Genomic DNA, 23960 nt, shown 5'->3' on the forward strand with positions numbered 1-23960 from the left:
GCAAAAGAAACCTGCTCGCCAAAACGACGCCAATGACTCTTGACAGTGATTCGTGGAGATGCGATTCTCAGAGTGCTTAGTTCAGAGAGAGGCTTCCACGGCTTGCCGTTCGGGGGCCTTTTTCTTTTGCGGTTTCAGACTCCTTGTTTCGTGATGGACTTCCGAAAGGCCTCAAACAGGTCGTCCAGTTGTCCGGCGATAAACGCTGCGAAACGCGATCCTTCTGCCTCTCCCACGGCAATCATGGTAGTTTTTCCGTTGTCTTTGAGGCTGACGCTGACTGTTTTGTCTGGAGCAGCCCAGGATTTCATAGCAATCTTGGGCTTTGATGGCTTGGCCGGACCCGCAGCTTCTTTGATCGCATTTTGATCCGATGGAAGCGTCTCAAGCAGAATAATGAATCTGTCGTCGGACGTTGCCTCGCGGAATTTGTTTTTGCGAATAAGATCGAAAGCTTTTGCGAGTGAGCCGTCTATGGAATAGCGGTTCGAGAATTCCTGCCATCGTCCTCGACCAATCCCGGGAGCTTTACCAATCGATTGCAGTATCTCCTTGTCTACCGATGAGGCGATTTTGATCATCTCGGAGACATGCGATTTTCCTGTCGACAGCGAAGCGCAGATGGTGTCCCGTTTGTATCCCGCTTCCTGCTGCGCAAGCGCAAAAGCGCACTTCTCAATGTATGAAAGATCCTCTCGAGCGGTGTTTTCTTCGCCTTGGAAAATGACTGCTTGTTCATCAGTTAACTCGCGGACGGCCGCTTTGAATCCGATCCCAAGCTGCTTAGCTGCCGCTAATCTTCTGCGACCATAGACGATTTGAAACTCGCCATCCTTGCCTTGTACTGGCCGAACCAATCCAGGCACAATTTGACCGCGCTCCCGCATGGATTCAGTGATCTCAGCGATGGCGGAAATCTCGTAGGCGTCATCATATCGATCGGTGATAGACGACGGCCGTATTTTGTCGGGATCGAGTTCAATGATCTGTTCGCCTGACTTCAGTAACTTGTCGGCGATATCGCTACGCTCTTGCATTTGGCGAACACCAGCCGCCACCTTCATCAGGTGCGGCGATGACGTGCGGCGGCTGACGCCCTCCTCCGAATTGTCCTCCCCGAGTTGCCCCAAAACAGCAGCAAACATGCCCTTAGAATCTTTACGGCTCACTGTTCACGCCTCCATGCCATTGTGATGAGGCTTTCTATTTCCGCGTTCGCGGCATTGATCGATTCGATTGCACGATCATAAGTTTTAGGTGCCGAAAACCTCGATCGTTGCACTTCATAGAGGCTCTGCTTCCAAGTGAGAGCGTCCGCAACCGCAGTGGATTTGGAGACTGAATTCAGAAGTAAATCCTCTCCAAACACTTGGCGCATTAGGGCCTGCATGTTGGCTTGCGGGTGGTCGTTGGCCTCAAACTTTGTGATGAGGAATTTGGCGAAATCCCAACGTGCGCCTGCACCAGCCTCATCCAGGATTTGCATATAAGATGCGGCCAGCTCCAAAAACTTCCCTGTGGAGTCGACATCGAGCATCTGCGCTGGAACTGGGATTAGGACTCCGGTAGCGGCAGTGAGCGACGAAAGCGTCAGGAAATTGAGTGACGGCGCACAGTCGAGAAGAACGATGTCGTAGCTATCGACGATCTGTTCGAGGGCCTGTGACACTCGAAGCAGAAAACTGGTTCCACCGCTCTTGCGCATCTCAAGGGTAACGGCCGTTTCGAATTCTGTCAGCTCAAGACCGGCGCAGATGACGTCGAATCCGATGATATGCGTCTGATGAATAATCTTTTCCGTTGGCACCGGATCATCAAACCGAATCGCTGAGTAAAGGGTGTCACCTTCTCTGTAGTCAAATCCGGGTAACGCTCCTTGCAGACTTGTTAACGACGCCTGGGGATCCATGTCGACTGCGAGAACGCGATATCCACGTAGTGCCAACCAATGACCCAAGTGAATAGTGGTCGCTGTCTTGGACGACCCACCTTTGAAGTTCGTGATCGCGATGATCTGGCAATCCTCGCCTTTAACACGACGAGGATTGATCCATTTCTTCCGTGCCTTTTCCGCCAGGTGCATCCGAAGGTCCAGCACCTGCTCCACAGAATATAGGCGCTTTCCGGTGGTCGTTGTCTCTGGCTCAGGTCCCTGCCCTTTTAAGGAGACCTGCCGTATGTAAGCTTCGGTCACTCCTAGCAATGCTGCCACTTCCGTCGAAGTGAATTTGCGCATCGTACGAATCGCATCAGGAGGATACTGAGCCAGCGAAAGATTGTTGAGTGCCTTCTCGAGTTTCGTCGAAAAGGTATTCATGAACTGAAGGCTACTTAGATGCCGCGTCACCCAGATTCTCCTCCTGCACGCAGCGCCTATTGATAGCGACTGTGGTTAACAAGCTGTTAACGCCACGCCAACTACGCCAACTTTTCGAATTACGCGGTTTTTCCGTTACTGGAGGTATGCCCGATTCGGAGAATTCGAGCAAATGGACACAGGGCAGTTCCCAGCTGGGAACTTTTCGCTATCGCTGGCTTCCCTTGTGCCGTCAAAGCTGCGCACCAGGCATTGAAAAAGACAGCTATGAAGTTGGTCACGCAGCATGGGGGCACGGGCGAGCCCCGTTGCCCGTTTTGTTCTCGTAGATAGTCGACATTGGTGTGCCGGTTGGCCTCTGGCTTCACCGTACGGCGGCGAGCAACCTACAGAAGCGCAGGTAGGTTTCGGCGCATGGAGAGATACCCCCCACATTGCCGCGGCGGCGCAATTCCCGTTGTGACGGAGGCACTGAGCTCGCGCAGCCCTAGGGGAGTCACCATCCTTTGCGTCGGAGACGATGGGTTGTGTTTGTGATGCAGCACATGCCGCGCCGCTTCCGATGTCACTTCGGTGATCGCCCCCAGGCTGACAAGTTAGACGCCCCACGGCCCCTACCCTGCAGCGAGGCATTCCTTCCGGGTCGAGCGACTCTCGCGAATGGCAACTAAGCGGCTAGGATCTGTCGCTAGGCGTCCCACGCGATTTGACAGCAATCAGCACCGTTTGGCACGTGGGGTCCTGTCCACGCGCACTTTCGTCCAGCGTCGAGCAAGAGGCTCCTGCAGTCGCCAGGCAACTTCCCTCGGGGGCTAGTCCAAGTGTCGGCGAAGGATCCTGGAGACTCATCGAAAAGCAAACTTCTCGCACAACCCGTACTTTGAGTTCCCAGCTGGGAACAGCTCTTCAAGTTGGAGACTTGCGCCGCACCAATAAACCTTAGAAACCCATCAACTTGATGGTTGGATCTGTGGCGCCGGGGTGGATTGGCGCATCCAGAGTCACCTGCGGCTGGGGGGCGTACCGCACTCTACAATCCTGACGCCTTAGTAAGATTGACGCGGAAGCGATCGCGCCGGCGCTGGTATTTGCGTGTCATCTCTGCCGAGGCGTGACCAAGCTGCTTCTGCACGTAGCGCTCGTCAACCTCGGCAGAGGACGCGAGGCCGGCACGACGCGAGTGGCCCGAAAACTTTGGCCGCGCTCGCCCTCGGAAAGATCACCGCGCACGCCGGCGGCCAAGGCCGCGCGCTTGACCAGCCGCGCCACCTCCTGATCGTTGAGCCGCTCGGCGCCCACAGCTTTGCCCTGCCCCGTGACGCGGCGGAAGAGGGGGCCATGCGCGATGCGGGCCAGCTTCAGCCAGGTCTGCAGGGCGACGACCGGGCAGGTGGCATCGGACGAGCCGCGGCCAATCTCGACCTCGCGCCAGCCGGTCTTGCCTCGCAGCGTAACCAGGACGCCCTTGTCCGGGAAAAATTCAATCCAGCCGCAGCCGTCCTCGGTTTGATCGCGCGCAACATCGAGGCCCACGATTTCGGAGCGGCGCAAGCCGCCGGCGAAGCCCAAAAGCAACATGGCGCGGCCGCGCAGACCGCGCAGCGTGCCACGATCGAGCGTTTCCAGCATGGCGACAAGATCGTCGCGCAGGATGGCTTCCTTTTGACGGGGAGGGGAGGCGTGTTTATTGCGGATACCGGCGAGCACGCTGGCGATATGCCGGTCCTTCCGGTCGAGCGGTTGACCGCGTTGCGTATAGTTCCAGGTCAGCGACGACAGGCGGCGCTCAATGGTCGAAACAGACTTTTTGTCCCGTTCCGATCCTGAGGCCTGGGCCGTGATGTAGAGCCCCACGACTTGTGGATCTGGCTGCAGCGGATCAAACGCCTGGCGCCGGCACCAGGCGCAAAAATGCTTCCAGTCGGCGGCATAGGCGCGACGGGTGTTTGCCGAACTCGCCGCCTCGACGTAATCGCGCGCGCGGTCGGCCAGCTTTTCGAGATGCGCAGGCAGTGATGCTTGTCGCGAGTCGAGGACCTGCGTGGGAGGGGAGGGAGCCTCATCCGGGTGCCCCATTTCCATGACGACGTCGACAATGTCAGGCAGGTCGCTGGTGTCGACCGCGTCGATGGGCGTCATGAAATTACGGGGACTGCCCATCGAAACTCTCGATCATTTGAATGTCACAGTCGTGCGATTCTGAGAGCCCCAACGTGCGACCAAAGCGCCCAATTGTCCACCGCGAGGTGCTTGACCAATAGCTCCCGAGATTTGCGCCGGTCGCGTACGACCACACGCTGGGTCGTGCCATAGCATGACCGGGCGACGGACCATGTCCGATCCAGTGTTGACCCTCCTAGGGCCCTCTTTCTCAGTGCCGATCCTTGCCTTCATGTTCAACATCCCCTATGTTTCGTTCAACAGGAGAATCCAGGATGAGCGTACGTGGCGCAACGGCAGCCGAAAGCGAGGAGCGGATCGCCCACACCCGGAATCGTCTGGTGCTTGAGCAGGCGAAGGCGGTCGGCCTTCTCGGCGCGGCCAAGAACACACGCCTGTCGGGCAGGGTGCCATCGGAATTGATCGAGGCGGCAAAGAAGCGCGCTCATGTGACCTCCGACACTGAGCTGCTGGAGCTCGCCTTGTCGCGGCTGGCCCTCGAGGACGATTTTGGCGCCCGGCTCGTCCGCCGCAAGGGCAGCATCTCCGCGGACATTGATCTTGGCGTTTGATCTCGGGAGCGCACTGCGTTCCCTCAAACCACAGCGGCGTGCCGGGGGGCTGGAACGGCGGCCGGATTCCGCTCTGTCCTGGGCAGCGGACCAGCCGCCTGTCGGCGGTGCATTGCTTCTCGACACGAGCGTCTATCTGGATGTCCTGCAGGGCCGCACGCCCGAAGTGGTCGATGACCTTCTGACCTATCGGCTCTGTCAGCACTCGGCCGTCTGCCTTGCCGAGCTCAGCCACCTGTTCGGCCGGCTCGACCCAGCGCACCCCACGACGAAGTCGGTCCTGAAAGTGGTTGCAGGCACGATTGAAGACATTCCAGTGCACCGGCTGCATGCACCCGACGCCACCGCCTGGGGACGCGCCGGCATGCTTGCCGGCCTGCTGTTCCGGCTGAGCCGTCTGCCGAAAGGGGAGGGGCATGAACGCCGCTTCCTCAACGATGCGCTGATCTTTCACCAGGCCGGTCTGCTGGGCGCGATGGTCCTGACCGGCAATGTTCGGGATTTCGATTACCTCAACCAGCTTGTTCCGTCGGTGCGTGTGATCTTCTACCGGCCGGTGACAGACTTGCGCCCGCAGGGTTGAAAGCGTCTGTGGCAGATATGCCCGTGCACCGTGATCGTCCACCCTCCGTTAATGACCACCAGTCTTCAAAAAGGTCGCTGACACTCTCCTGCGACCGTTGAACGCGGGCGACAACGGCCATTTCTAACGTAAGGACAAAAACGAATGATAATGCAAGATTATCGTTCGTTATGTTGAAACGACAGGCTGTGCGGAAGTTTGCCTTTCCCGTGGCCGAAACCGCACTACCATCGTATCGTAGTCGGATCATGATTCGAGCTGCGGCAATTCCCTTTGTCACGCCTGTGCTGCCGACGGTGCCTGGTTGGGCGGTCCCGCAAGGGTCGATCACCAGCGATTCCGAGGCTGCATTCATGGCCGGCGCGGCGTTGAATTCATTGGATGGGCTGGTACGCGCCGATCCGGCCTGGGCAGGGGCGTGGCGGCAGCGGCTGGCATTGAAATGCGCGGTCGCTTCAGTGCGCCTTGCCGGTCGAAACGAAAGTGAAGCGGCGTTGCGCGATGCGGCTCTCTTGACCCGCCCCGACGATGATCCAGGACCCGCCGGCAATGTCCTTGCCGCGTGGGGACGGCTTGCCTCTCGAAGCGCCCGTGTCGACGTGGAGGCTTTGCGCGTGGTCGTCGATTTGCACGGACTTGCCTGGAGCCAGGATCTCGAGGGATTCCCGAGCCAAATCGACGCGCTTGTTCGCGCCCCCACGCCGGCGCCGTTTTCGGCTGCAATGATCGCAATCCAGGTGTTTGCCGTGCGCCCGGACGCCGAGCAACTGGCCTGGTGGCTGGCCGATCTGGTGTTGTCGCAAAAGCTGCGCTGGTCAAGATGCGTGCCATTGCTGACGGCCCAGGTTTTTACACCGGCCTTGCACGCCGGCAGTTCAAGACTCCGGCCCGGAGCGGGCGGCTTTGATCGAGCGGTCTGTATCGCGGTTGCGCAAGGTGCTGCTGAAGCTTGCCGGATCGCTGGCGAGATTGCGCGGCGGGCCGAGCGGCTGGCGGCTGTGGCACCAAGCCTGCGCGCCAAGGGGGCGGGCGAGGCGATCGTGAAACTCCTGTGCGAAGATGCTGTGTCCGGGTCGCTGGTTACACCGCGGCTGTCACGCTTCGGCTCACGGCGATTATTCGAGCGGCTGATGGACGCCAACGCCGTTCGCGAACTGTCTGGACGAACAACCTTCCGATTGTACGGGCTCTAAGGGATGGCTGACCAATCCACCCGCAGGAAGGAAAATGCCCAGCCGTCCTTGTTTGACACCGAGCTGGAGCATCTGCCGCCCGAGTTGCGCTGGCGCGAGTGGATGAGCCGGATCGAGGCCGTTGTCTTTGCCGCAAGCGCGCCGGTCACCCGCGAAGTGCTTGGGCGAGTCGTTGGGAAAAGCTGCAATGTCGATCTGATCATCGACGACATTCGCGAAGAACTGCGTGGCCGGCCCTACGACCTGGTGTCGATCGCCGGCGGCTGGCAGTACCGCACCCGGCCAGCCTTCGCCGACGCGATACGCACGGCTACCGGTGTGGACGAGAACGTCCCCGACCTTTCGCAGTTCGAGACGATGGTGCTCATGACCGTGGCGTATTTCCAGCCGGTGACCCGCGGTGAATTATCGTCGTTCTTCGGACGCGAGATAAGCCGCGACCTGATCGGCGATCTGCGCGGCGCGGGCTTCATCGCATCAGGTCCACGCAGCCCGACCCCCGGGGCACCTTACACCTATGTAACGACAAGGACGTTCCTGAGCCATTTCGGCTTCAACACGTTGCGCGAGCTGCCCGACATCGAAGCGCTCGAAGACGCCGGCTTGCTGAACAAGGACAAATGGTTGTCCGGTGAAGCCCATCTGATACCTAGACTGAACGACGAAGGCGATCACAGACAGGATGAATGATGGCGGCGCGATGCTCTCCACGTCCTTGGCCGGACAATGCGAGGCGGCAAGGCCGTCCCCACCCGCCAACATTGGAACCATCTCGATGCCGGTCGGTTCCTACCGTCAAAGAAGACCTCCCATGTTTAGATTCCTCTTCCGCCTCGGCGCGATTTACGCGGCGTTCCAGATCGGCAGAGCGTACGGCCGCAAGGAGACCTAAGTTATGCTCTTGCTGCCCTTCGACTACGAGCGGCGCTCCGACATCAGGTAACGAAGCTGAGTTCGGAGAAGTGCAGGATCGCTTCGATCTGTATGTCGGTAATGCGAGCAGAGATGCGCTTTGCCGCAGAGATCGTTCCTCAGCTGCTGCCGACGGCAGAGTTTACAGATTCGAGTCCTATCGGGTGCGCCAACAATTACAGAAGTGTTCGGGTTTGAGTCGACAGAGCTAGCGCCTTTACCCCACTCGAGGCGCCGGAGCGAATTCTTGCATCCAAGGTCCGCGATGGGAGGGTCGTGCGCACCCGATGGTGAGGTTCACTATCGGCCGTTCCCGCTCGCATAGGGTCAACTTCCCAGACCACCATCCACGACATGCACCTGGCCGGTAACGTAGCTGCTCATGGAAGACGCCAGATAGAGGGCGACGCTGGCGATCTCGTGAGGGTCGGCGTGGCGCTGCAACGGAATGGCCTTGTTCAGCGCCTCGGTGACATTGACGCCGCTGATCGCGCTGATGCGGTTCTCGATGTCGTACTGAAAGGCGTTGTGGATCGGACCTGGATTGAGGGCATTGACGCGGATGCCGCGCGGCGCAAGCGCCCGGGCCGCGGCGCGGACCACGCCGACCTGCGCGTGCTTGGCGACGGTGTAGCTGATGTTCTGTCCCGCGCATTCGCCGCCGCGGAGGCCAGCGAGGCTCGATGTGACGATGATGCTGCCGCCGTCGTGCATCTGGGGCGCGCCATATTTGCATGCCAGGAAGGCCGCCTTGGCGTGGATGCGGAAGGTCAGGTCGAAGGCGTCCTCGTCGTAGTCCTCGAGGTTTGCGACGAGGCCGTGGTTGCCCGCATTGCTGAACAGGACGTCGATCGGCCCCCACTTGGCAACAGTCGCGTCGATATAGCAGCGCACGACCACGGCATCCGAGATGGCGCCGGCAAAAATCTCCACCCGAGCCGGGTCGAGTTCCGCCCTCGCGTCGGCGAGGCGCACCGCGTTCAGGTCGACGAGTGTCACCTTGGCGCCTTCGGCGAGGAACCGGCGCGCGGAGGCCAGTCCGACACTGCCGCATCCCCCGGTGATAACGCAGACCTTGTTTTCGAGCAGAGGCATCAAGCACCTTTGGGATTTGTTGGATGCCTGTGGGAAAGCATCCGTTTCTTGAGTTGGCGATAAAAGCTGACGCGCTACGCCGGGATCCGGCTACTTGACGCTGCCGGCCGCGAAGCTTCCCTCCAATCGCCGCCGGATCAAGGCAAGGGCGATGATCGGGACGGCGAAATAGATTGTCGAGCCGGCAAAGATCTGGCCGTAAAGCGGCCCCTGCGGCAGCACGTACCGCGTCAGCAGGGGCAGGAAGGTGAGCGCCTTCTGGTCCGTCAGGATGAGCGCAAAGAGGAACTCGTTCCAGCAGAAGCAGAAGATCAGCACGGCCGTGGTGAAGATCGGCGCCGCGGTGATCGGCAGGATGATCTTCCACAGGATCGTCCAGGAATTGGCGCCGTCGAGCCGCGCCGCTTCGTCTATATCGAGCGGGATGGCGACGAGGAAGCCGCGGATCATCCAGATGGCGAACGGCACCGAGAAGGTGAGACAGCGATCCGGGCGCTGGCCACCGAAGGCATCCAGAGCGGGCACATGGCCCTCCACGCCCGCAACATTGCCATCGCCGCCGGTGCGGTCGGCGCCGAAATCGACAAGGTGGCGGCCGAGTTGGCGAGCGCCGGCGATGTCCGGGCCGACCGTGCCACCGAGTTGCTGGCCAAACTGCGCGGCGAAGTGGCCTAGATCGGTTCTCGGATCGCGGCTGGCAGACAACCTTACCTTAATCCCTCGATAGCCACAGGTCCTGTATCAACTCCTGGGTTTGCACCTGGGATCAATTACCGCTTCTATAGGCTGGGATTCGAATTCGTATGGTCCCCCAATTCCGGATGCAGCGCGTTCATATGGACTCGCGGAATGTCAACACGCTTTGGCGAGGAGGTGCCGCCATATGCTCGGAGCTTACTGATGGACAAGCACCACGTCTTCAAATGGGCTCTCGTGCCAGCCCGCCATGCAGCTTTATGCGCGCTGCCGCGTCGGCTATCATGAGTGACCGCGGTCATCGGAGACTGGTCGACAGGCTGGTCGACCTTGGCGCCGTGCGGGAGTTGTCTGGTCGGCCGACCTTCCGGCTCTACGGACTTTGATCATGGCTGAAACGTTCAGGCACACGAAAGGCAAAACGGATGTCCAGCGAATGCTGGTCGACACCGAACTCGAGCACCTGCCGCCGGAACTGCGTTGGCGTGAATGGATGGGTCGGATTGAGGCCGTCATCTTCGCAGCCAGCGAGCCCGTTATGCGCGATACGCTGGCGCGGGTCGTCGGAAAGAGCTGTAACATCGATCTGATCATCGACGACATCCGCGAGGAATTGCGCAGCCGGCCCTATGAGCTTGTGTCTGTCGCCGGCGGCTGGCAGCACCGGACCAAGAAAGCGTTTGGCGAGGTCATTCGCGCTGCAACAGGGCAGGGCGACATTTCCCGCCCGTTGTCGCAATTGGAGGCCCTTGTACTGATGTGTATCGCCTACTTCCAGCCGATCACCCGCAGCGAGCTCTCGACCTTCTTCGGCAAGGAGGTCAGCCGCGATCTGATTGGCACATTGCGCGCGCAGGACTTTATCGCTCGGGACCGCGCAGCCCACAGCCAGGCGCGCCCTACACCTACGTGACAACCAAAGCCTTCATGTCGCATTTCGGTTCGATACGCTGCGCGACTTGCCCGATTTCGAGGCGCTCGAGGACGCCGGACTGCTGTCGAAGGAAAGGGCGCTCGCAGGGGATATCCCGGTTGGGCTGGCGGGCGGGGAGCGCGACGATGAAGAGGAAGAACCGGGGGGCGATATCGTTGAAGACCAAGTGTCTTGAGCGGGTCGTGGCCGAATTTGCGCCCTTGGCGACAGGCGGCAATTCACGACCAGGATGACTGATCGTGCGGCAGCCGATGATCGGGATCATGGACCTCGACGTGATCGCCTTCAACAAGATTGATCGGGAAGATCACCAGATTGGTGCCGCCGGCATGACGCAGCGACGGAAACAGGATACCGCGAAGTCCAGCCGTGATCACCAGGTCCGCGAGCTTCCCCGATGGCGGAGCCTTCCTGTCAATGCGGTCAGGCGCGGCAAACCTCGCCATCGCAGTGCAATGACGTCGAACCATTGCTCTCCGAAGGCAGAGGTCACAGGTTCGAATCCTGTCGGGTGCGCCATTTTTCTTTTGTATTTCAATAGGTTAGTGTGTCATGGAGTCATGGGCGAAATGCGTTTGCGAAAGGCAAGGCGCCCGTAAGCGGAGGAGCACCGCTTTGCCACTCACTGACTGACGCCAATGGTGCATTTTTGCGTTGAATTCATTCTCTTTTCCGAAAGCGATCGTTCGATGATCCAGCGGCACGCCCGTCGCCACCGCCTGAAAGCAGATGAGGTGGATGGCTCCCGCTCCCGGCATCTGAGTGCCACAGTGGGTTTGCTGTCAGGCAACCCGTGCAAAGGAGCCATCCGCCATGCAGATTACCACCGTGGGCCTTGATCTGGCCAAGCGCATTTTTCAGGTTCATGCCGTCGACGCGTCTGGGGGCGTTGTCGTGCGCAAGGCCCTGCGCCGATCGCAAGTTCTGCCGTTCTTCACCAAGCTGCCACCCTGCCTGATCGGCATGGAGGCCCTGCGGGACGTCACATCACTGGGCTCGAGAATTGACGGAGCTCGGCCATGAGGTCCGGTTGATGCCGCCGGCCTACGTTAAGGCCTATGTGAAACGCGGCAAGAATGATGCGGTGGACGCGGAAGCAATCTGCGAAGCGGTGACACGCCCGACTATGCGTTTCGTCGTGATGAAGTCAGCCGAGCAGCAAGCGGCCCTATCGCTTCACCGCACCCGCAATCTTCTGGTCAAGCAGCGTACGCAACTGGTGAACATGATCCGCGGCCTGTTGGCTGAGTTCGGCATCGACATTCCCCAAGGTTTGGAGCGGGCGCTTAAGCTGGCGCGCCAGATAGCCGCGAAGAAATCCACATTGGACGTACCGGCAATGGCACTGCAGATTCTATGTCTCCTGTGCGAGCAGGTGCTCAACACCCATGCCCGGCTCCAGACCATTGACCGGTCGATCCTTGCCCAACAAAGAACGAATGAAGTGGCACGGCGTCTATCGACCATACCTGGCATTGGCCCGATCGGTGCCACTGCGTTGGCGGCCTCGGTTGCTGATCCGGGTCAGTTCCGCTCGGGTCGAGAGTTCGCCGCCTGGCTCGGGCTAACACCTTCCCAGAACTCGAGCGGCGGCAAGGATCGGCTCGGCCGCATCACCAAGATGGGCGACCGGTATCTGAGAAAGCTCCTTGTGATCGGCGCGACCTCTCTGATCCGACGGGCAAGGCATAAGCCCGAGGCTGCGGATCCGCGCCTCCTCGCGTTGCTCGCCAGGAAGCCAGCGCGCGTGGCGAGCGTAGCGATGGCAAACAAGATGGCCCGCGTGGTGTGGGCTATCATGGCGCGCGGCGAAACCTATCAAGCGCGTCATGCTCCGAACCTTGCAGCGTAAGTTGCGCAGAAGACGAGACACTGAAGCAGAAATCAGATCGAGCCGATCGATCGGCTCCATGAGGTTGTGAGAGTGACGCGATGTGATGGCGAGACCGGTCAGGCCGGGACAGGGACAACCCATGCGATGTCGGAGGCATCATAGCCTGCAAAGCAGATTGGGACCCAGTTCGCCGACCCCATCAGGGCCAGCAGTCTCGAATGGCTGCATCAACAGGCCGGACAGAAGACTGCACCCGACCAACGCGCCAGAACACGAATTACCTCTTGCATCGCGGGAGCCATCCACAGAGGACGTCGCTGACAGCGAAGTTCAGTTCGAGGTTGCGCCAGGTGGGCTCGACACATCTGGCGGATGGCGGCGTTATTTTCTGTGGCATGGTGGATCAATCGTGAGGATTTCGATCTCGACTGCTTAATGCCATATCAGTGAGTTTTTATCTCTGCACCGTGGCGACCTAGATATTGGGAGTTTTTATGTCACTCAGTCGCGCTGAAGTGTACGACCTTTCGATATTCCTGCTCATCGTACAGTATCGCAGTTTTAGAAAGGCTGCGGACAATCTCGGCGTAACCGCGTCAGCACTCAGCCACCGGGTGAAAGCGCTTGAAGAGCGACTTGGTGTAAGGCTGCTAAACCGTACAAGCCGAAGTGTTGCTCCAACGGTGGCGGGAAGCGCGCTTGCCGAAAAAGTGAGTGCTGGCCTCGATCTTATCAATACCGGGCTGGAAGAACTGCACGGGCACCATGAAGGGACCGCCGGGAGTGTGCGGTTGAATGTACTGCGTGATGCGTCGATTTTGCTTTTGCGCCCGGCATTGCCGATCTTCCTGCAGCGCTTTCCCAACATCGAATTGGAGATTGCGGTCGACGATCACTTCGTCGACGTGACAGCGGAAGGCTTCGACGCCGGTCTCAGATATGGTGGCACGATACCGGAGGACATGATTGCCATTCCATTGACGCCACCGCTCAAATGGGTGGTTGTCGGTGCACCGGCCTACTTCGAGCGACACGGTCGGCCGGAATTGCCTGACGATCTTCATTCCCATCAATGTATCCGCATCCGCACGGGGCGAGGGCAGATTTACAAATGGGAATTCGAGCAGGGCGACGATCGGCGCGAGATCGACGTTCCTGGCTCGCTCATCTCAAGTGAGTCGGCTTTCGCCATCAATGCTGCGATCGACGGTATTGGTCTGTTTTATTGCCTGGAGAAGCTCGCGAGCCCTCACCTTGCAGCAGGACGGCTGGAAGTGGCACTGCCGCAATGGTCTTCAATCGGCCCGCCTTTGTCCATGTACTACTCGAGTCGCCGGCAATTGCCCTTCGGGATCAGTGCCCTCATTCAGGTGATACGCGATATCAATCCGCTGAAATGAAGTGGCTGAGGTCGGAAGATGGGTGACAATCAAGCGGCCATCGATGAGCACAGATCATTGATCCGATTACCTATCACCCATTGATTCATTAATCGACGATGCTATTCAATCTCTCGAATGCTGCGCGGCCGATGGGCCGAAATGGCGCATGCAATACAAATACGAGGCTTGAATGTACGTTGCAGATGCCAAGAGATACGACGCGATTGCCTACCGCCGCTGTGGTCGGTCGGGGCTGAAGCTCCCACCGATTTCGTTGGGGCTGTGGCAGAACTTCGGTGGTCAGGATGTCTTCGAGACCGGCCGGTCCGTGATCCGGCGTGCCTTCGACCAGGGAGTTACTCATTTCGACCTGGCGAACAATTATGGCCCGCCCTACGGGTCGGCGGAAGAGAATTTCGGACTGGTCCTCAAAAGGGACTTTTCGAGCCACCGCGACGAAATGATCATCTCCTCGAAAGCCGGTTGGGATATGTGGCCGGGTCCTTATGGGGCGGGAGGATCGCGCAAGCACCTGCTTGCATCGCTCGACAAGAGCCTGAAGCGAATGGGTGTCGAATATGTCGACATTTTCTATTCCCACCGCCCGACATTGGATGTTCCGCTCGAAGAAACCATCGCCGCGCTCGTGCAGATGGTGCGGCAAGGCAAGGCGCTCTACGTCGGCATTTCATCGTATGGGCCAGATCGCACTCGGGAAGCCGAGCGCGCCCTGCGCGCCGAAGGAATTCCCCTGCTTATCCACCAACCGTCCTACTCCATGCTGAACCGCTGGATTGAGGATGCGTTACTCGACACGCTGGAAGAGCTTGGTGCCGGCTGTATCGCATTTTCACCGTTGGCACAGGGGTTGTTGACATCAAAGTATCTGAATGGCGTCCCGGACGGCGCGCGTGCAGCGCGTGGCGGCTCGTTCGACACAAAGTTGCTGAGTGAGGCAAACATAGAGCGTGTCCGCGGACTGAACGCGATCGCAGGCGACCGCGGGCAGACACTTGCCCAGATGGCGATCGCATGGACCTTGCGAGATCCACGCGTAACCAGCGCGCTGGTAGGCGCGCGCAACGTGGCCCAACTCGATGATTCCCTCGGCGCTTTGGAGAAGCTCGAATTCAATGCTGAAGAACTTCGCAAAATCGACGGGTACGCAACCGAGGGCGGCGTCGACCTCTGGCGAGCTCAATCAAAGGCAGCCTGAGAAGACGATGGCGTCGGCCCGCTGCGTGATAGGCCCGATTAAGATCCGTGAAGGAGCAAGACCATGGAATATCGCAAGCTCGGCAATAGTGGCGCCGTCGTCTCGGCCTATTGCCTCGGCACCATGACTTTTGGACACGAGTCCGACGAAGCCACATCGTTCGCGCTTATGGATGATTATGTTGAGGCCGGCGGCAATTTCATCGATACGGCCGACGTCTACAGTGCCGGCGTGTCAGAGGAAATCATCGGCCGTTGGCTCAAGAGCAAGCCAGGAACCGCCAAGAATCTGGTGATCGCCACCAAGGGTCGTTTTCCCATGGGCGCGGGGCCGAACGATCTCGGCCTGTCGCGCAAGCATCTTGGGGCAGCGCTCGATGCCTCGCTCAAGCGCCTGGGTGTCGAGCAGGTTGATCTTTACCAGATGCACGCCTGGGACGCGCTAACGCCGCTGGAGGAGACGCTGCGCTTTCTCGATGACTCGATCCGCAACGGCAAGATCGCCTATTACGGGTTCTCGAACTTCCTGGGTTGGCATCTGACCAAGGCGGTGTGGCTGGCAAAAGCCAATGGCTACACGCCACCCGTGACGCTACAACCACAATACAGCCTGCTGGTCCGCGACATCGAACATGAGCTTGTGCCGGCCTCGCTCGACGCCGGTATCGGCCTGCTGCCGTGGTCGCCGCTGGGCGGCGGATGGCTCTCAGGCAAATACAAGCGCGACCAGATGCCGGCGGGCGCCACGCGGCTTGGCGAAAATCCCAAACGCGGCATGGAAGCGTTCGTCGCCCGCAACGCCAGGCCGATCACCTGGAACGTGATTGGCGCGGTGGAAGATACCGCAAAGGCGCTTGGGGCGAGCATGGCGCAGGTCGCGCTGGCATGGGTCGCCGCACAGCCAGCGGTCACGTCGGTTATTCTCGGGGCCCGGACACGAGAGCAACTGGCCGACAATCTCGGTGCGGCCAAGCTGACGCTGACGGACGAAACCATTGCCGAACTCACCGCGGCGAGCAAACCGGAAATGTCGGAATATCCTTATGGAACGGGCGGTATAAGCCAGCGCCACCGCAAGATCGAGGGTGGCCGCTGACTTTGGCGGCAGGCGAACCGCATCGATATTCATCATCGATAACCATCAAAGGAATCTCGGCATGTCCGCATCCGATACCCCAGGCAAGCGCATCATCTTTACCGGCGGCACCGGCAAGGCCGGCCGGCACGCTATTCCCTACTTGCTGGAGCGCGGCCACGAGGTGCTCAACCTCGATCTGGTACCGTTCGCCCATCCCGGTGTCGGGACGTTGATCACCGATCTCACCGACAGCGGGCAGGCCTTCAACGCGTTGTCGATGCATTTCGACAGCAGCGGGCTCACCACCGGCAAGGGGCCTGCACCGGTGGATGCTGTCGTGCATTTTGCCGCCATCCCCGCCTTGTTGCTGCGCCCCGACAACGTCACCTTCCAGGCCAATGTCGCTTCGACCTACAATGTCATCGAGGCGGCTACAAAGCTCGGCATCCGCAAGATCATCATCGCGTCCAGTGAGACGACCTATGGTGTCTGCTTCGCCGAAGGCGACAAGGACTTCCACCAGTTTCCCCTGGAGGAGGATTACGATGTCGACCCGATGGACAGCTACGGCCTGTCCAAGGTGGTGAACGAGAAAACGGCGCGTGCCTTCGCCATGCGCTTCGGTACAGACATCTATGCGCTTCGCATCGGCAACGTGATCGAGCCGCATGAATACGACCGGTTCCCGAGTTTCGTCGCCGATCCGTTGTCGCGCAAGCGCAATGCCTGGAGCTATATCGACGCACGCGACTTGGGTCAGATCGTCGATCTTTGCGTTCGTAAAGACGGTCTCGGCTTTCAGGTATTCAATGCCGTTAACGACACGATCACCGCCAATGAGCCGACCGAGGCCTTCTTGAGGCGCTGGTGCCCTGCCGTGCCGGTCACCCGCCCGATGGGCGAATTCGAAGCGCCGCTGTCCAACCGCAAGGCGCGCGAGGTACTCGGATTCCGCGAGGAGCATGACTGGCGAAAATATGTCTGACGATGGCGCTGGCGCCGTGCGGGAGTACCGGCCGGTCGATCCGCTTGTCCCGGGGGCAAAACGGCACCCGAGAACTCAAAGCACAGCCGTCGCGACGAAGAAATGGAGTAGGATCGTCAGCGCATGCTGGATGATCCCTGCGATCGGACCAGAGTCCGAGGCAGCATCGATCCCCACCCCGCAGCCGCTTCAGAGCGCTTACTGGATCTGGGCGGTCACCGACAAAGGAGAGACCCTTATGAATGTTGGTTTCATTGGACTCGGGCGCATGGGTGCTGGAATGGCAGCCAAGCTTTTGAAGGCCGGGCATGACGTTACCGTCTACAACCGGACGCCCGGCAAGGACGAGGAACTCGTCCAGATGGGCGCCCGGGCTGCCGCCGAGGTTGCGGAAGCCTGCGATGGCGAGATCGTCGTGACGATGCTGGCAGACGACCACGCGGTCGAAAGCGTGGTGTATGGCGATCAACGCGTGCTAGCGAGCCTGGCCAAAGGCGCGATCCATGTCTCCTCCAGTACGATTAGTGTTGCCTTGGCGGAGCGGCTCACAGCTGATCACGCCGCAGCCGGCCAACGCTTCGTCGCTGCTCCCGTGTTCGGTCGGCCTGAGGCTGCTGCGGATGGAAAGCTCTTTGTCGTTGCCGCCGGCGAGTCGGAGGCCGTCACGACCGCAACTCCGTTCTTCGACGCCGTTGGGCAGAGGACTTTCGTTGTCTCCGAGACGCCCAAGGCCGCCAATCTCGTAAAACTCAGCGGCAATTTCCTGATCGCTTCGGTTATCGAATCCCTCGGCGAGGCGATTGCGCTGGTGAGCAAGGGCGGCGTCGATCGACACCAGTATCTCGATATGCTCACCTCGACGTTGTTTGGCGCTCCTGTCTACAAGACCTATGGCGGGCTGATCGTCGATCGAAAATTCGAGCCGGCAGGCTTCGCGGCACCACTCGGCCAGAAGGACATCCGGCTGGTGCTCGCGGCGGCTGAAGAGTTGCGCGTACCGCTTCCCATCGCCAGCCTTCTGCGTGACCGTTTCCTGAGCCTGCTCGCCCATGGCGGCGACAATCTCGACTGGTCCGCGCTCGGTTCGCTTGCAGCAAGAGATGCTGGGGAGGCAGCAAACTAAGGACTGCGATTCCGCGCCAGCAAAGGCAGACCAGGAGGTGGCCCACTGTCCAACGATCGACCTGAATGCGCATTTCATTCAAAAAGGATCGCAGACCGGGAGCGCTCTTGGGCGGCCACAGCTTTCTTGGATACCGCCCTGCGCGCCGCTGAACCGCTCGACGTGGCCAAATCGACGATCGCTGAGTACGCTCTTCCTTGTTCGGACCACTCCCGTTGGCTCAGCCGCATCGTAAATTTCGTTGTGGCTTGGATGAACAATTGCTGCACAGGCACACTAAAGCCAGCTTCGGAGAAAATAGTCTCCGACACCTTTTCGGAGCCCTTTCATGTCCATATCAGGTACAAGAATTCGCTACGGCAGTCTCGCCCAGGCTTTTCACTGGCTTACTGCGCTGCTCGTACTTGTCGCCTTCTTGGTCTCGCAAGGCGGTCCTCCAACGCGCGTCTATGCGCCGGCTAACGCTGCCACGCTGCAGCTTCATGAATCGCTCGGTTTCACCGTTTTCTTGCTGCTGGTCATACGCCTGGCGTGGCGTTTTTTCGACCGTATTCCGGAGTCGCCGCCCATGCCTCTCTGGATGGATGTCGCGGCGAAGATAACGCATTGGGCGCTCTACGCGCTGCTGTTCGCCGTCCCTGCGACGGCGATACTCGGCGCATGGTTTGGCGGCCACCCGGTCACGGTATACGGCCTCGGCGCCCTTGGTCCGTTCTTTGGCGCCTGGGGCCTCGGCGCATCCCTTGCCGAGATCCATGGCACGCTCGGCGATGTCCTCATGTGGCTCGCGGGTCTGCACGCCGCCGCGGCCATCTGTCACCATGTCTTCCTACACGATCGCGTGCTGAGGCAGATGCTGCCTGGCTTGCCCAACTCGTAAATGGATCCGGTTGCAGAGCGGCATAAATTGGACAATTCGTTGCCACTTGACCTGGGTTGATTGCTACTGTCGATCTTGGCGTTCTTCGGGCGGACGAACCTTGCGGAACATTGCAAGCAGAAGGATGTCGTAGACAATCTTACAAGGCGCCCGCGATGAGCAGCGGCCACCCGAAACCGGAGATAGGGAGCAGTGAGCCGGCAAGGATCGACTGGCGGCTGCCGCGAGGCTGCGGGGCACGGCTGTGACACTGGCCGCTGCCGCCCGCTCACCCGGCGTCACCACCGCCATGACGTAGGACGTGCGGGTCGGCACATCCATCTGCGACAACGCGCTCCTGATCAGCAGAAGTACGATGACCGGACCGAGGCTCGGCATAAAGGGAATGAGCAGCAAGCAGAGGCTCGACGGGAGGTGTGTCGGCCGAAAGGATCCCCGTGAAGAAGAAGATGGCGCCCGTCGCTGCGAGCGACAGGCCGAACTGCTGGAAAAGCCACAGAGCCAGCAATGACTGGACCACCAGGCCGCCTGCAAAAGCGTCAAGACTGAAAAGCGCAGCAAGGGTGAGGACGATGGCTCGGGATTTGCGCAATGGCTCAGCCGGTGTCGCCCCCGGATCAAGCGGTTCATTCGGCAACCGCCGATAAAGGAGCAACGATCCCACCCCCAAGGCTGCGTAGAGGAGGAAGGCGATTTGAAGCGCCTGCCTGAGCTCCAGTCCGACAACCTGTCGAAGCATGTCAGGTACTCCGGCGGCCAGAGCGCCGACAGCGCCGACAAGTGAACCGACCACGCTATAGCGTGCAAAGAGCGCGGTGCGGTCGCGATCCGTCACGCTATGAGCGAGTTGCGCATGCTCCAGCGGCAGAAACACACTGACGTCGCCCGAGGATGGGTTCAGCGTTCCGACGAAGGCGATCACGAGCAGCGGCCAGAAATCCCTGACCAGGACGAAGCTGATCCCCGTGGCGATCATCAAGACGGCCGCTGCGATCAGGAGCGATCGGCGCGAGAAATGATGCGCCACAAACCCCACGGATAAGGTAAGCGCCGCCGAACCCGCCAGCGTGGCCGAAGCGAGGATTCCGATCTGGAAGGCGTCGAAGCCCAACACGGCCAGATAGGCCGGGAGGAGGAGACTTACGAGTCCGTCGCCAAACGCCCGCAATCCTCTCGAGGCCAGCAGATAGGTAGCCGCTGGCCCGGCACCGGAAGGAAGGAGCGCGAACTTTTGTTTCGCCACCGGAGTGTCCAACGCATTTTCCGACTGAGCCGTCAAGGATTCCTCCCGCCCGGAGAATGGCTGCGCAGGCCGCACGGCTCAGATCGATCCGCTGACAACGCCGTAGAGCAGGCCGAGGATAGAGCATGCCGCTAGCACCGGTATCATGCCGATCTTGAAACGGAATACCGCGAGCAGCGCGCCGAGCGTCAGGACCAGCGAGGGGATGTTGACAGAGTTGAACACGGGCACGTCCAGCGTCATCCCCAGCCAGCTGACGTCATGCAGCTCGCGGAACAGCACGTGAAGCGCGAACCACACCGCCAGGTTCAAGATCACGCCGACCACCGCCGCCGTGATGGCCGACAGCGCCGCCGACAGAGCCTTGTTGCTGCGCATTGTCTCCATGAACGGCGCGCCAAGGAAAATCCATAGGAAACACGGGACGAAGGTGACCCACGTCGTCAGCAAGCCGCCGAGCGTTCCGGCGACAAGGGAGTTGAGTACGCCCGGCGCCCGATAGGCTCCCATGAAGCCGACGAACTGCGTGACCATGATCAGCGGGCCAGGCGTGGTCTCGGCCATGCCGAGGCCATCCAGCATCTCTCCTGGCTTGAGCCAGCCATAATGCTCCACGCCCTGCTGCGCGACATAGGCGAGCACCGCGTAGGCGCCGCCGAAGGTGACCATCGCCATCTTGGAGAAGAAGATCGCGATGTCTGTGAAGACATTGCCTTGCCCAAGCAACAGCAGCAGTCCCAAGACTGGCACGAACCACAGCGCCAGAAACACCGCTGCAATCCTCAGCGACCAGCCGATGGATGGCCGGGCCTGAGCCGGCACCCCTTCGCCGAGTGCCGTGTCGGCATCGGCGACCTGCTTACCGCCGACCTTGCCGTGGCCGTTACCCGAGGTGAATGGAGCCCATCCAGCCCGCCCGCCGACAAAACCGATCACACCAGCGATCAGGATCACCAACGGAAACGGCGCATGGAAGAGAAAAAGAGCCAGGAAGGCCGCTGCCGCGAGCCCGACCATGACATTGTTCCTGAGCGCCCGCCTGCCGATCCGCAAGACCGCCTCAAGCACGATCGCGAGGACCGCCGCCTTCAAACCGAAGAAGAGAGCCTGAACGGCGCCGACGTTGCCGAAGATGGCGTAAATCCAGCTGAGCGCCATGATGGCAATCGCGCCTGGCAACACGAACAGAATCCCGGCGACAAGGCCGCCTCTGGTCTTGTGCATGAGCCAGCCGATGTAGATGGCCAGCTGCTGCGCCTCCGGTCCGGGCAGCAGCGTGCAATAGTTCAGCGCATGCAGGAACCTGGTCTCGCCGATCCAGCGCTTTTCCTCGACGATGATCCGGTGCATCACGGCGATCTGACCGGCCGGACCGCCGAAGCTGAGCACAGCCACGCGAGCCCAGACCTGTGTGGCCTCAGCAAACGAAATGCCATGGCCCGTCGTATCGCTTGATCGATTTGGCGCCTTTATGGTGCTCTCTGCATTGGCCATGGTTCAGGTCACCCGCGTTTCGAACGGAAATATCGATAGAGATTATCGAACACCGAAGCGCCCTCGGCGATCCGTTGCTCGTCGCCGGCGTTCGCCATGGCGATACCAGCGATCAGGCTGGCGATGCCGGTGGTTTCCTCGCGGCCGAACTTGCCGTCCTTGAGATCGATATCGTGGACGACCTCGGCGATGGCCTGCAAAGCCGTATCGGTGATGCCGGCGCGGGCGAGCAGGACCTCGAAGCTGCAGCGGTCACCTTCATGGGTGATTTCGCCCTCGAACATGTCGAAACGCATTTCCCCCTCGTTCGGCACGTATCCCTTTCCGGCCACGAAGCGGATGATCGCATCGGCATCGATGAAGCGACGGATTAGCCAGCTGCAGGCGATGCGGTCGACATGCACGTCCCGGCGCGTGACCCAGATCCGGCCCTTGAGCTCGCTCGACTCGGTCGCCTTCTTCGGTTCCTTGGTCATGGCCTTGTTCTCTATAAGCTGTGCCTCGAGCTCGGCGATCAGTCCCTCGGCGGCGAGGCGACCGCTGGCGCCGAAGAAGTCGATTGTCACGACGTCCGCGAGCCTCTTGCGCAAGCGGCCGAGCTGTGAACGCGCTTCCGCATGTTTTTCCGCTGTCGCCTCGGTCTTGGTTGCGACGGCCAGATCGCGCGCTTCCTTGATGATCTCCCCATAGTCGACGTCACGGGCAGCGTCGAACAGCGCCCGGACCTGGGTATCAGACAAACCATCGACAAGGCGCGCCTCGCACATCATGGCCTCGCCGCCGCCAGCGACGATCTCCTTCAGAAGCCATTCGAAATCCTCCTGCATCTCGGCATTCGCCGGCAGGGCGTAAACGGTGCTTTTGACTGCGACCGCGCCGATGCCTTGCAACCGTCGCCAGATCTTCACCCGGAAATAGGCGGGCTTGCTTGGCAGCTGATGGATCAGGAGCAGCCAGCGCTGCTCCTGCGATTGCCCCTCACTCATAAGGAAACCGTATCACGAACCGTATGAAATGCAACACTTGTATCATCCTTTTGCGCAACCCATGACTAAATGGCCGCAAGATCCGCAAATACACCGAACTCCAATGCGGGCGAAGATGATCGTCGGTTGTCGAAGCGCCGGGGCTGATCCCAGCGCACTTCCCGGCGAAAGAGAGAAAGCTCATGTGGCACCCCTCGAACGTCGTCCCGGCGCGCTGCCCCAGAGCTTGGTTTTGGAGGAGCCAAGGCCACTACACCGATTTCCCCCTCACTTATAAGTGATCCGTATCAAAGCCTGAGTAAGATGCAACACTTGTATCATTCTCGATTTGGGCATAGCTTTCGTTTCCTCACGGGATGGGCTGTGCCGCCGAGCGAGGAAACGATGCCCCACCAGAATCATCACTCGCGAACGACCTGTATGCCCGGCGCGCTCCCCTATTGGGTGAAACTCACACCTAACCGCCGGCCGCCCATTTTGGTGCGGCTTGATTCTACACATCACCATAGAGAGTAAGCATATGACCGACGGAATAAAACGACGCGACTTCATGCGTAATGCCGGACTCATTGTTGGCGCTGCCGCGACGGCGACGCTGATTGAGAGCCCAGCTCTGGCTCAAACATCTTCCACCTCGAGGCTCAAGCCTATGAACTACGAGATTAAACCGCTCCCGTTCGACCCCAAGGACATTAAGGGCATATCCGAGAAGGTGCTGGTGAGCCATTACGAGAACAACTACGTCGGCGCTGTAAAGCGGCTCAATGCGATCGGCACGCAATTGGCGGAACTGGATTTCGCCAAGGCGCCCGTCTTCATGATCAACGGCTTGAAACGCGAAGAGCTAATCGCCACGAACTCGATGATCCTGCACGAAGCGTATTTCCAAGGTCTCGGCGGCGGCGGTGCGCCGAAGGGGGCTCTGGCGGACGCGATCACGAAGGACTTTGGTAGCGTGGACCAGTGGCGAACCGAATTCGCGGCTATGGGCAAAGCCGAGGGCGGTGGCTCGGGCTGGGTAATCCTCGCCTATTCGCCGCGCGACAAGCGACTGGTCAACCAGTGGGCCGCCGATCATACGACGACGTTGGCGGGGGGGCGGCCCGTACTTGTCCTCGACATGTACGAGCACGCCTATCACATGGATTATGGTGCCAAGGCCGCCTCCTATGTCGACGTCTACATGGAGGCGATCCGGTGGGAGAATGCAGCGAAGCTCTATGAGGGCTACAGTCGCGAAGGGTGACTTTCAGCGAGGCGCGAAACACGGAAGGCATG

The 23960-nt window shown here is 60.1% G+C and carries 19 protein-coding genes and 5 pseudogenes; 15 read left to right on the plus strand and 9 right to left on the minus strand.

Annotated features, from left to right (window positions below; translation table 11 throughout):
* Positions 1–134: 134 nt before the first annotated feature.
* The 3 genes and pseudogenes from repB to NKI38_RS09580 form a co-directional block, all read right to left on the minus strand.
* Positions 135–1169 (minus strand): plasmid partitioning protein RepB, encoded by a 1035-nt coding sequence (gene repB, locus NKI38_RS09570; RefSeq protein ID WP_352656752.1) that lies wholly within the window; start codon positions 1167–1169, stop codon positions 135–137.
* Positions 1166–2347 carry a plasmid partitioning protein RepA gene (repA, locus tag NKI38_RS09575; RefSeq protein WP_352656754.1) on the minus strand — a complete coding sequence of 394 codons (1182 nt, stop codon included), beginning with the start codon at positions 2345–2347 and terminating at the stop codon, positions 1166–1168. The genes repB and repA overlap by 4 nt, the downstream gene beginning before the upstream one ends.
* A gap of 1000 nt (positions 2348–3347) precedes the next feature.
* Positions 3348–4393, minus strand: a pseudogene (locus tag NKI38_RS09580) (site-specific integrase).
* 359 nt (positions 4394–4752) lie between these two features.
* On the opposite strand from NKI38_RS09580, the gene NKI38_RS09585 reads away from it, so the two are divergent.
* The 4 genes from NKI38_RS09585 to scpB (NKI38_RS09600) all read left to right on the plus strand — a co-directional run bounded on the left by NKI38_RS09585 (position 4753) and on the right by scpB (NKI38_RS09600) (position 7515).
* On the plus strand, positions 4753–5049 hold the full coding sequence (locus NKI38_RS09585) for a hypothetical protein (protein ID WP_352656756.1): 297 nt from the start codon (positions 4753–4755) through the stop codon (positions 5047–5049).
* On the plus strand, positions 5039–5632 hold the full coding sequence (locus NKI38_RS09590; RefSeq protein ID WP_352656758.1) for a type II toxin-antitoxin system VapC family toxin: 594 nt from the start codon (positions 5039–5041) through the stop codon (positions 5630–5632). Before NKI38_RS09585 ends, NKI38_RS09590 begins: the two co-directional genes overlap by 11 nt.
* Positions 5633–5880: 248 nt before the next feature.
* Positions 5881–6825 carry a DUF1403 family protein gene (locus NKI38_RS09595; protein WP_502899283.1) on the plus strand — a complete coding sequence of 315 codons (945 nt, stop codon included), beginning with the start codon at positions 5881–5883 and terminating at the stop codon, positions 6823–6825.
* Between the two features lie 3 nt (positions 6826–6828).
* Complete coding sequence (gene scpB / locus NKI38_RS09600) at positions 6829–7515, plus strand: SMC-Scp complex subunit ScpB (protein ID WP_352656762.1); 687 nt, start codon at positions 6829–6831, stop codon at positions 7513–7515.
* Positions 7516–8064: 549 nt separating this feature from the next.
* Here the strand turns inward: scpB (NKI38_RS09600) and NKI38_RS09605 are convergent.
* Together NKI38_RS09605 and NKI38_RS09610 are read right to left on the minus strand one after the other, a co-directional pair.
* A complete protein-coding gene (locus tag NKI38_RS09605) occupies positions 8065–8832 on the minus strand; it encodes an SDR family NAD(P)-dependent oxidoreductase (protein WP_352656764.1) in 768 nt (255 codons plus the stop codon).
* A 90-nt stretch (positions 8833–8922) separates the two neighbouring features.
* The gene (locus NKI38_RS09610) at positions 8923–9357 is read right to left on the minus strand and encodes a carbohydrate ABC transporter permease (protein WP_352656767.1); all 435 of its coding nucleotides are present in this window, start codon (positions 9355–9357) and stop codon (positions 8923–8925) included.
* Between NKI38_RS09610 and NKI38_RS09615 the strand changes: the two genes are divergently transcribed.
* The 3 genes and pseudogenes from NKI38_RS09615 to scpB (NKI38_RS09625) all read left to right on the plus strand — a co-directional run bounded on the left by NKI38_RS09615 (position 9358) and on the right by scpB (NKI38_RS09625) (position 10637).
* Positions 9358–9507, plus strand: a complete 150-nt coding sequence (locus NKI38_RS09615) for a hypothetical protein (protein ID WP_352656769.1) — start codon at positions 9358–9360, stop codon at positions 9505–9507.
* A gap of 305 nt (positions 9508–9812) precedes the next feature.
* A pseudogene (locus NKI38_RS09620) lies at positions 9813–9914 on the plus strand (DUF1403 family protein); the annotation flags it as partial.
* 2 nt (positions 9915–9916) lie between these two features.
* A pseudogene (gene scpB / locus NKI38_RS09625) lies at positions 9917–10637 on the plus strand (SMC-Scp complex subunit ScpB).
* Positions 10638–10680: 43 nt separating this feature from the next.
* Here the strand turns inward: scpB (NKI38_RS09625) and NKI38_RS09630 are convergent.
* Positions 10681–10839, minus strand: a complete 159-nt coding sequence (locus NKI38_RS09630; protein ID WP_352656770.1) for an RES domain-containing protein — start codon at positions 10837–10839, stop codon at positions 10681–10683.
* A 436-nt stretch (positions 10840–11275) separates the two neighbouring features.
* Here NKI38_RS09630 and NKI38_RS09635 point away from each other — a divergent pair.
* From NKI38_RS09635 to NKI38_RS09665, 7 genes and pseudogenes are all read left to right on the plus strand, one after another.
* Positions 11276–12314 (plus strand): annotated as a pseudogene (locus NKI38_RS09635) (IS110 family RNA-guided transposase).
* Positions 12315–12790: 476 nt separating this feature from the next.
* A complete protein-coding gene (locus NKI38_RS09640) occupies positions 12791–13696 on the plus strand; it encodes a LysR family transcriptional regulator (RefSeq protein ID WP_352656773.1) in 906 nt (301 codons plus the stop codon).
* Between the two features lie 172 nt (positions 13697–13868).
* Positions 13869–14894, plus strand: a complete 1026-nt coding sequence (mgrA, locus tag NKI38_RS09645; RefSeq protein WP_352656775.1) for an L-glyceraldehyde 3-phosphate reductase — start codon at positions 13869–13871, stop codon at positions 14892–14894.
* A gap of 63 nt (positions 14895–14957) precedes the next feature.
* The gene (locus tag NKI38_RS09650; RefSeq protein WP_352656777.1) at positions 14958–15989 is read left to right on the plus strand and encodes an aldo/keto reductase; all 1032 of its coding nucleotides are present in this window, start codon (positions 14958–14960) and stop codon (positions 15987–15989) included.
* A 61-nt stretch (positions 15990–16050) separates the two neighbouring features.
* On the plus strand, positions 16051–16956 hold the full coding sequence (locus NKI38_RS09655) for an NAD-dependent epimerase/dehydratase family protein (RefSeq protein ID WP_352656779.1): 906 nt from the start codon (positions 16051–16053) through the stop codon (positions 16954–16956).
* A 238-nt stretch (positions 16957–17194) separates the two neighbouring features.
* Complete coding sequence (locus tag NKI38_RS09660) at positions 17195–18079, plus strand: NAD(P)-dependent oxidoreductase (protein ID WP_352656781.1); 885 nt, start codon at positions 17195–17197, stop codon at positions 18077–18079.
* A 328-nt stretch (positions 18080–18407) separates the two neighbouring features.
* A complete protein-coding gene (locus NKI38_RS09665) occupies positions 18408–18959 on the plus strand; it encodes a cytochrome b (protein ID WP_352656783.1) in 552 nt (183 codons plus the stop codon).
* Positions 18960–19022: 63 nt separating this feature from the next.
* Here the strand turns inward: NKI38_RS09665 and NKI38_RS09670 are convergent.
* From NKI38_RS09670 to NKI38_RS09680, 3 genes and pseudogenes are all read right to left on the minus strand, one after another.
* A pseudogene (locus NKI38_RS09670) lies at positions 19023–20202 on the minus strand (MFS transporter).
* Positions 20203–20280: 78 nt separating this feature from the next.
* On the minus strand, positions 20281–21696 hold the full coding sequence (chrA, locus tag NKI38_RS09675; protein ID WP_352656785.1) for a chromate efflux transporter: 1416 nt from the start codon (positions 21694–21696) through the stop codon (positions 20281–20283).
* An 8-nt stretch (positions 21697–21704) separates the two neighbouring features.
* On the minus strand, positions 21705–22682 hold the full coding sequence (locus tag NKI38_RS09680; RefSeq protein WP_352656787.1) for a chromate resistance protein ChrB domain-containing protein: 978 nt from the start codon (positions 22680–22682) through the stop codon (positions 21705–21707).
* Between the two features lie 649 nt (positions 22683–23331).
* Here NKI38_RS09680 and NKI38_RS09685 point away from each other — a divergent pair.
* The gene (locus NKI38_RS09685; protein ID WP_352656992.1) at positions 23332–23928 is read left to right on the plus strand and encodes a superoxide dismutase; all 597 of its coding nucleotides are present in this window, start codon (positions 23332–23334) and stop codon (positions 23926–23928) included.
* Positions 23929–23960: the final 32 nt, after the last annotated feature.

The sequence above is a fragment of the Mesorhizobium sp. M0621 genome (genome assembly GCF_040320745.1).
GTDB lineage: Bacteria > Pseudomonadota > Alphaproteobacteria > Rhizobiales > Rhizobiaceae > Mesorhizobium.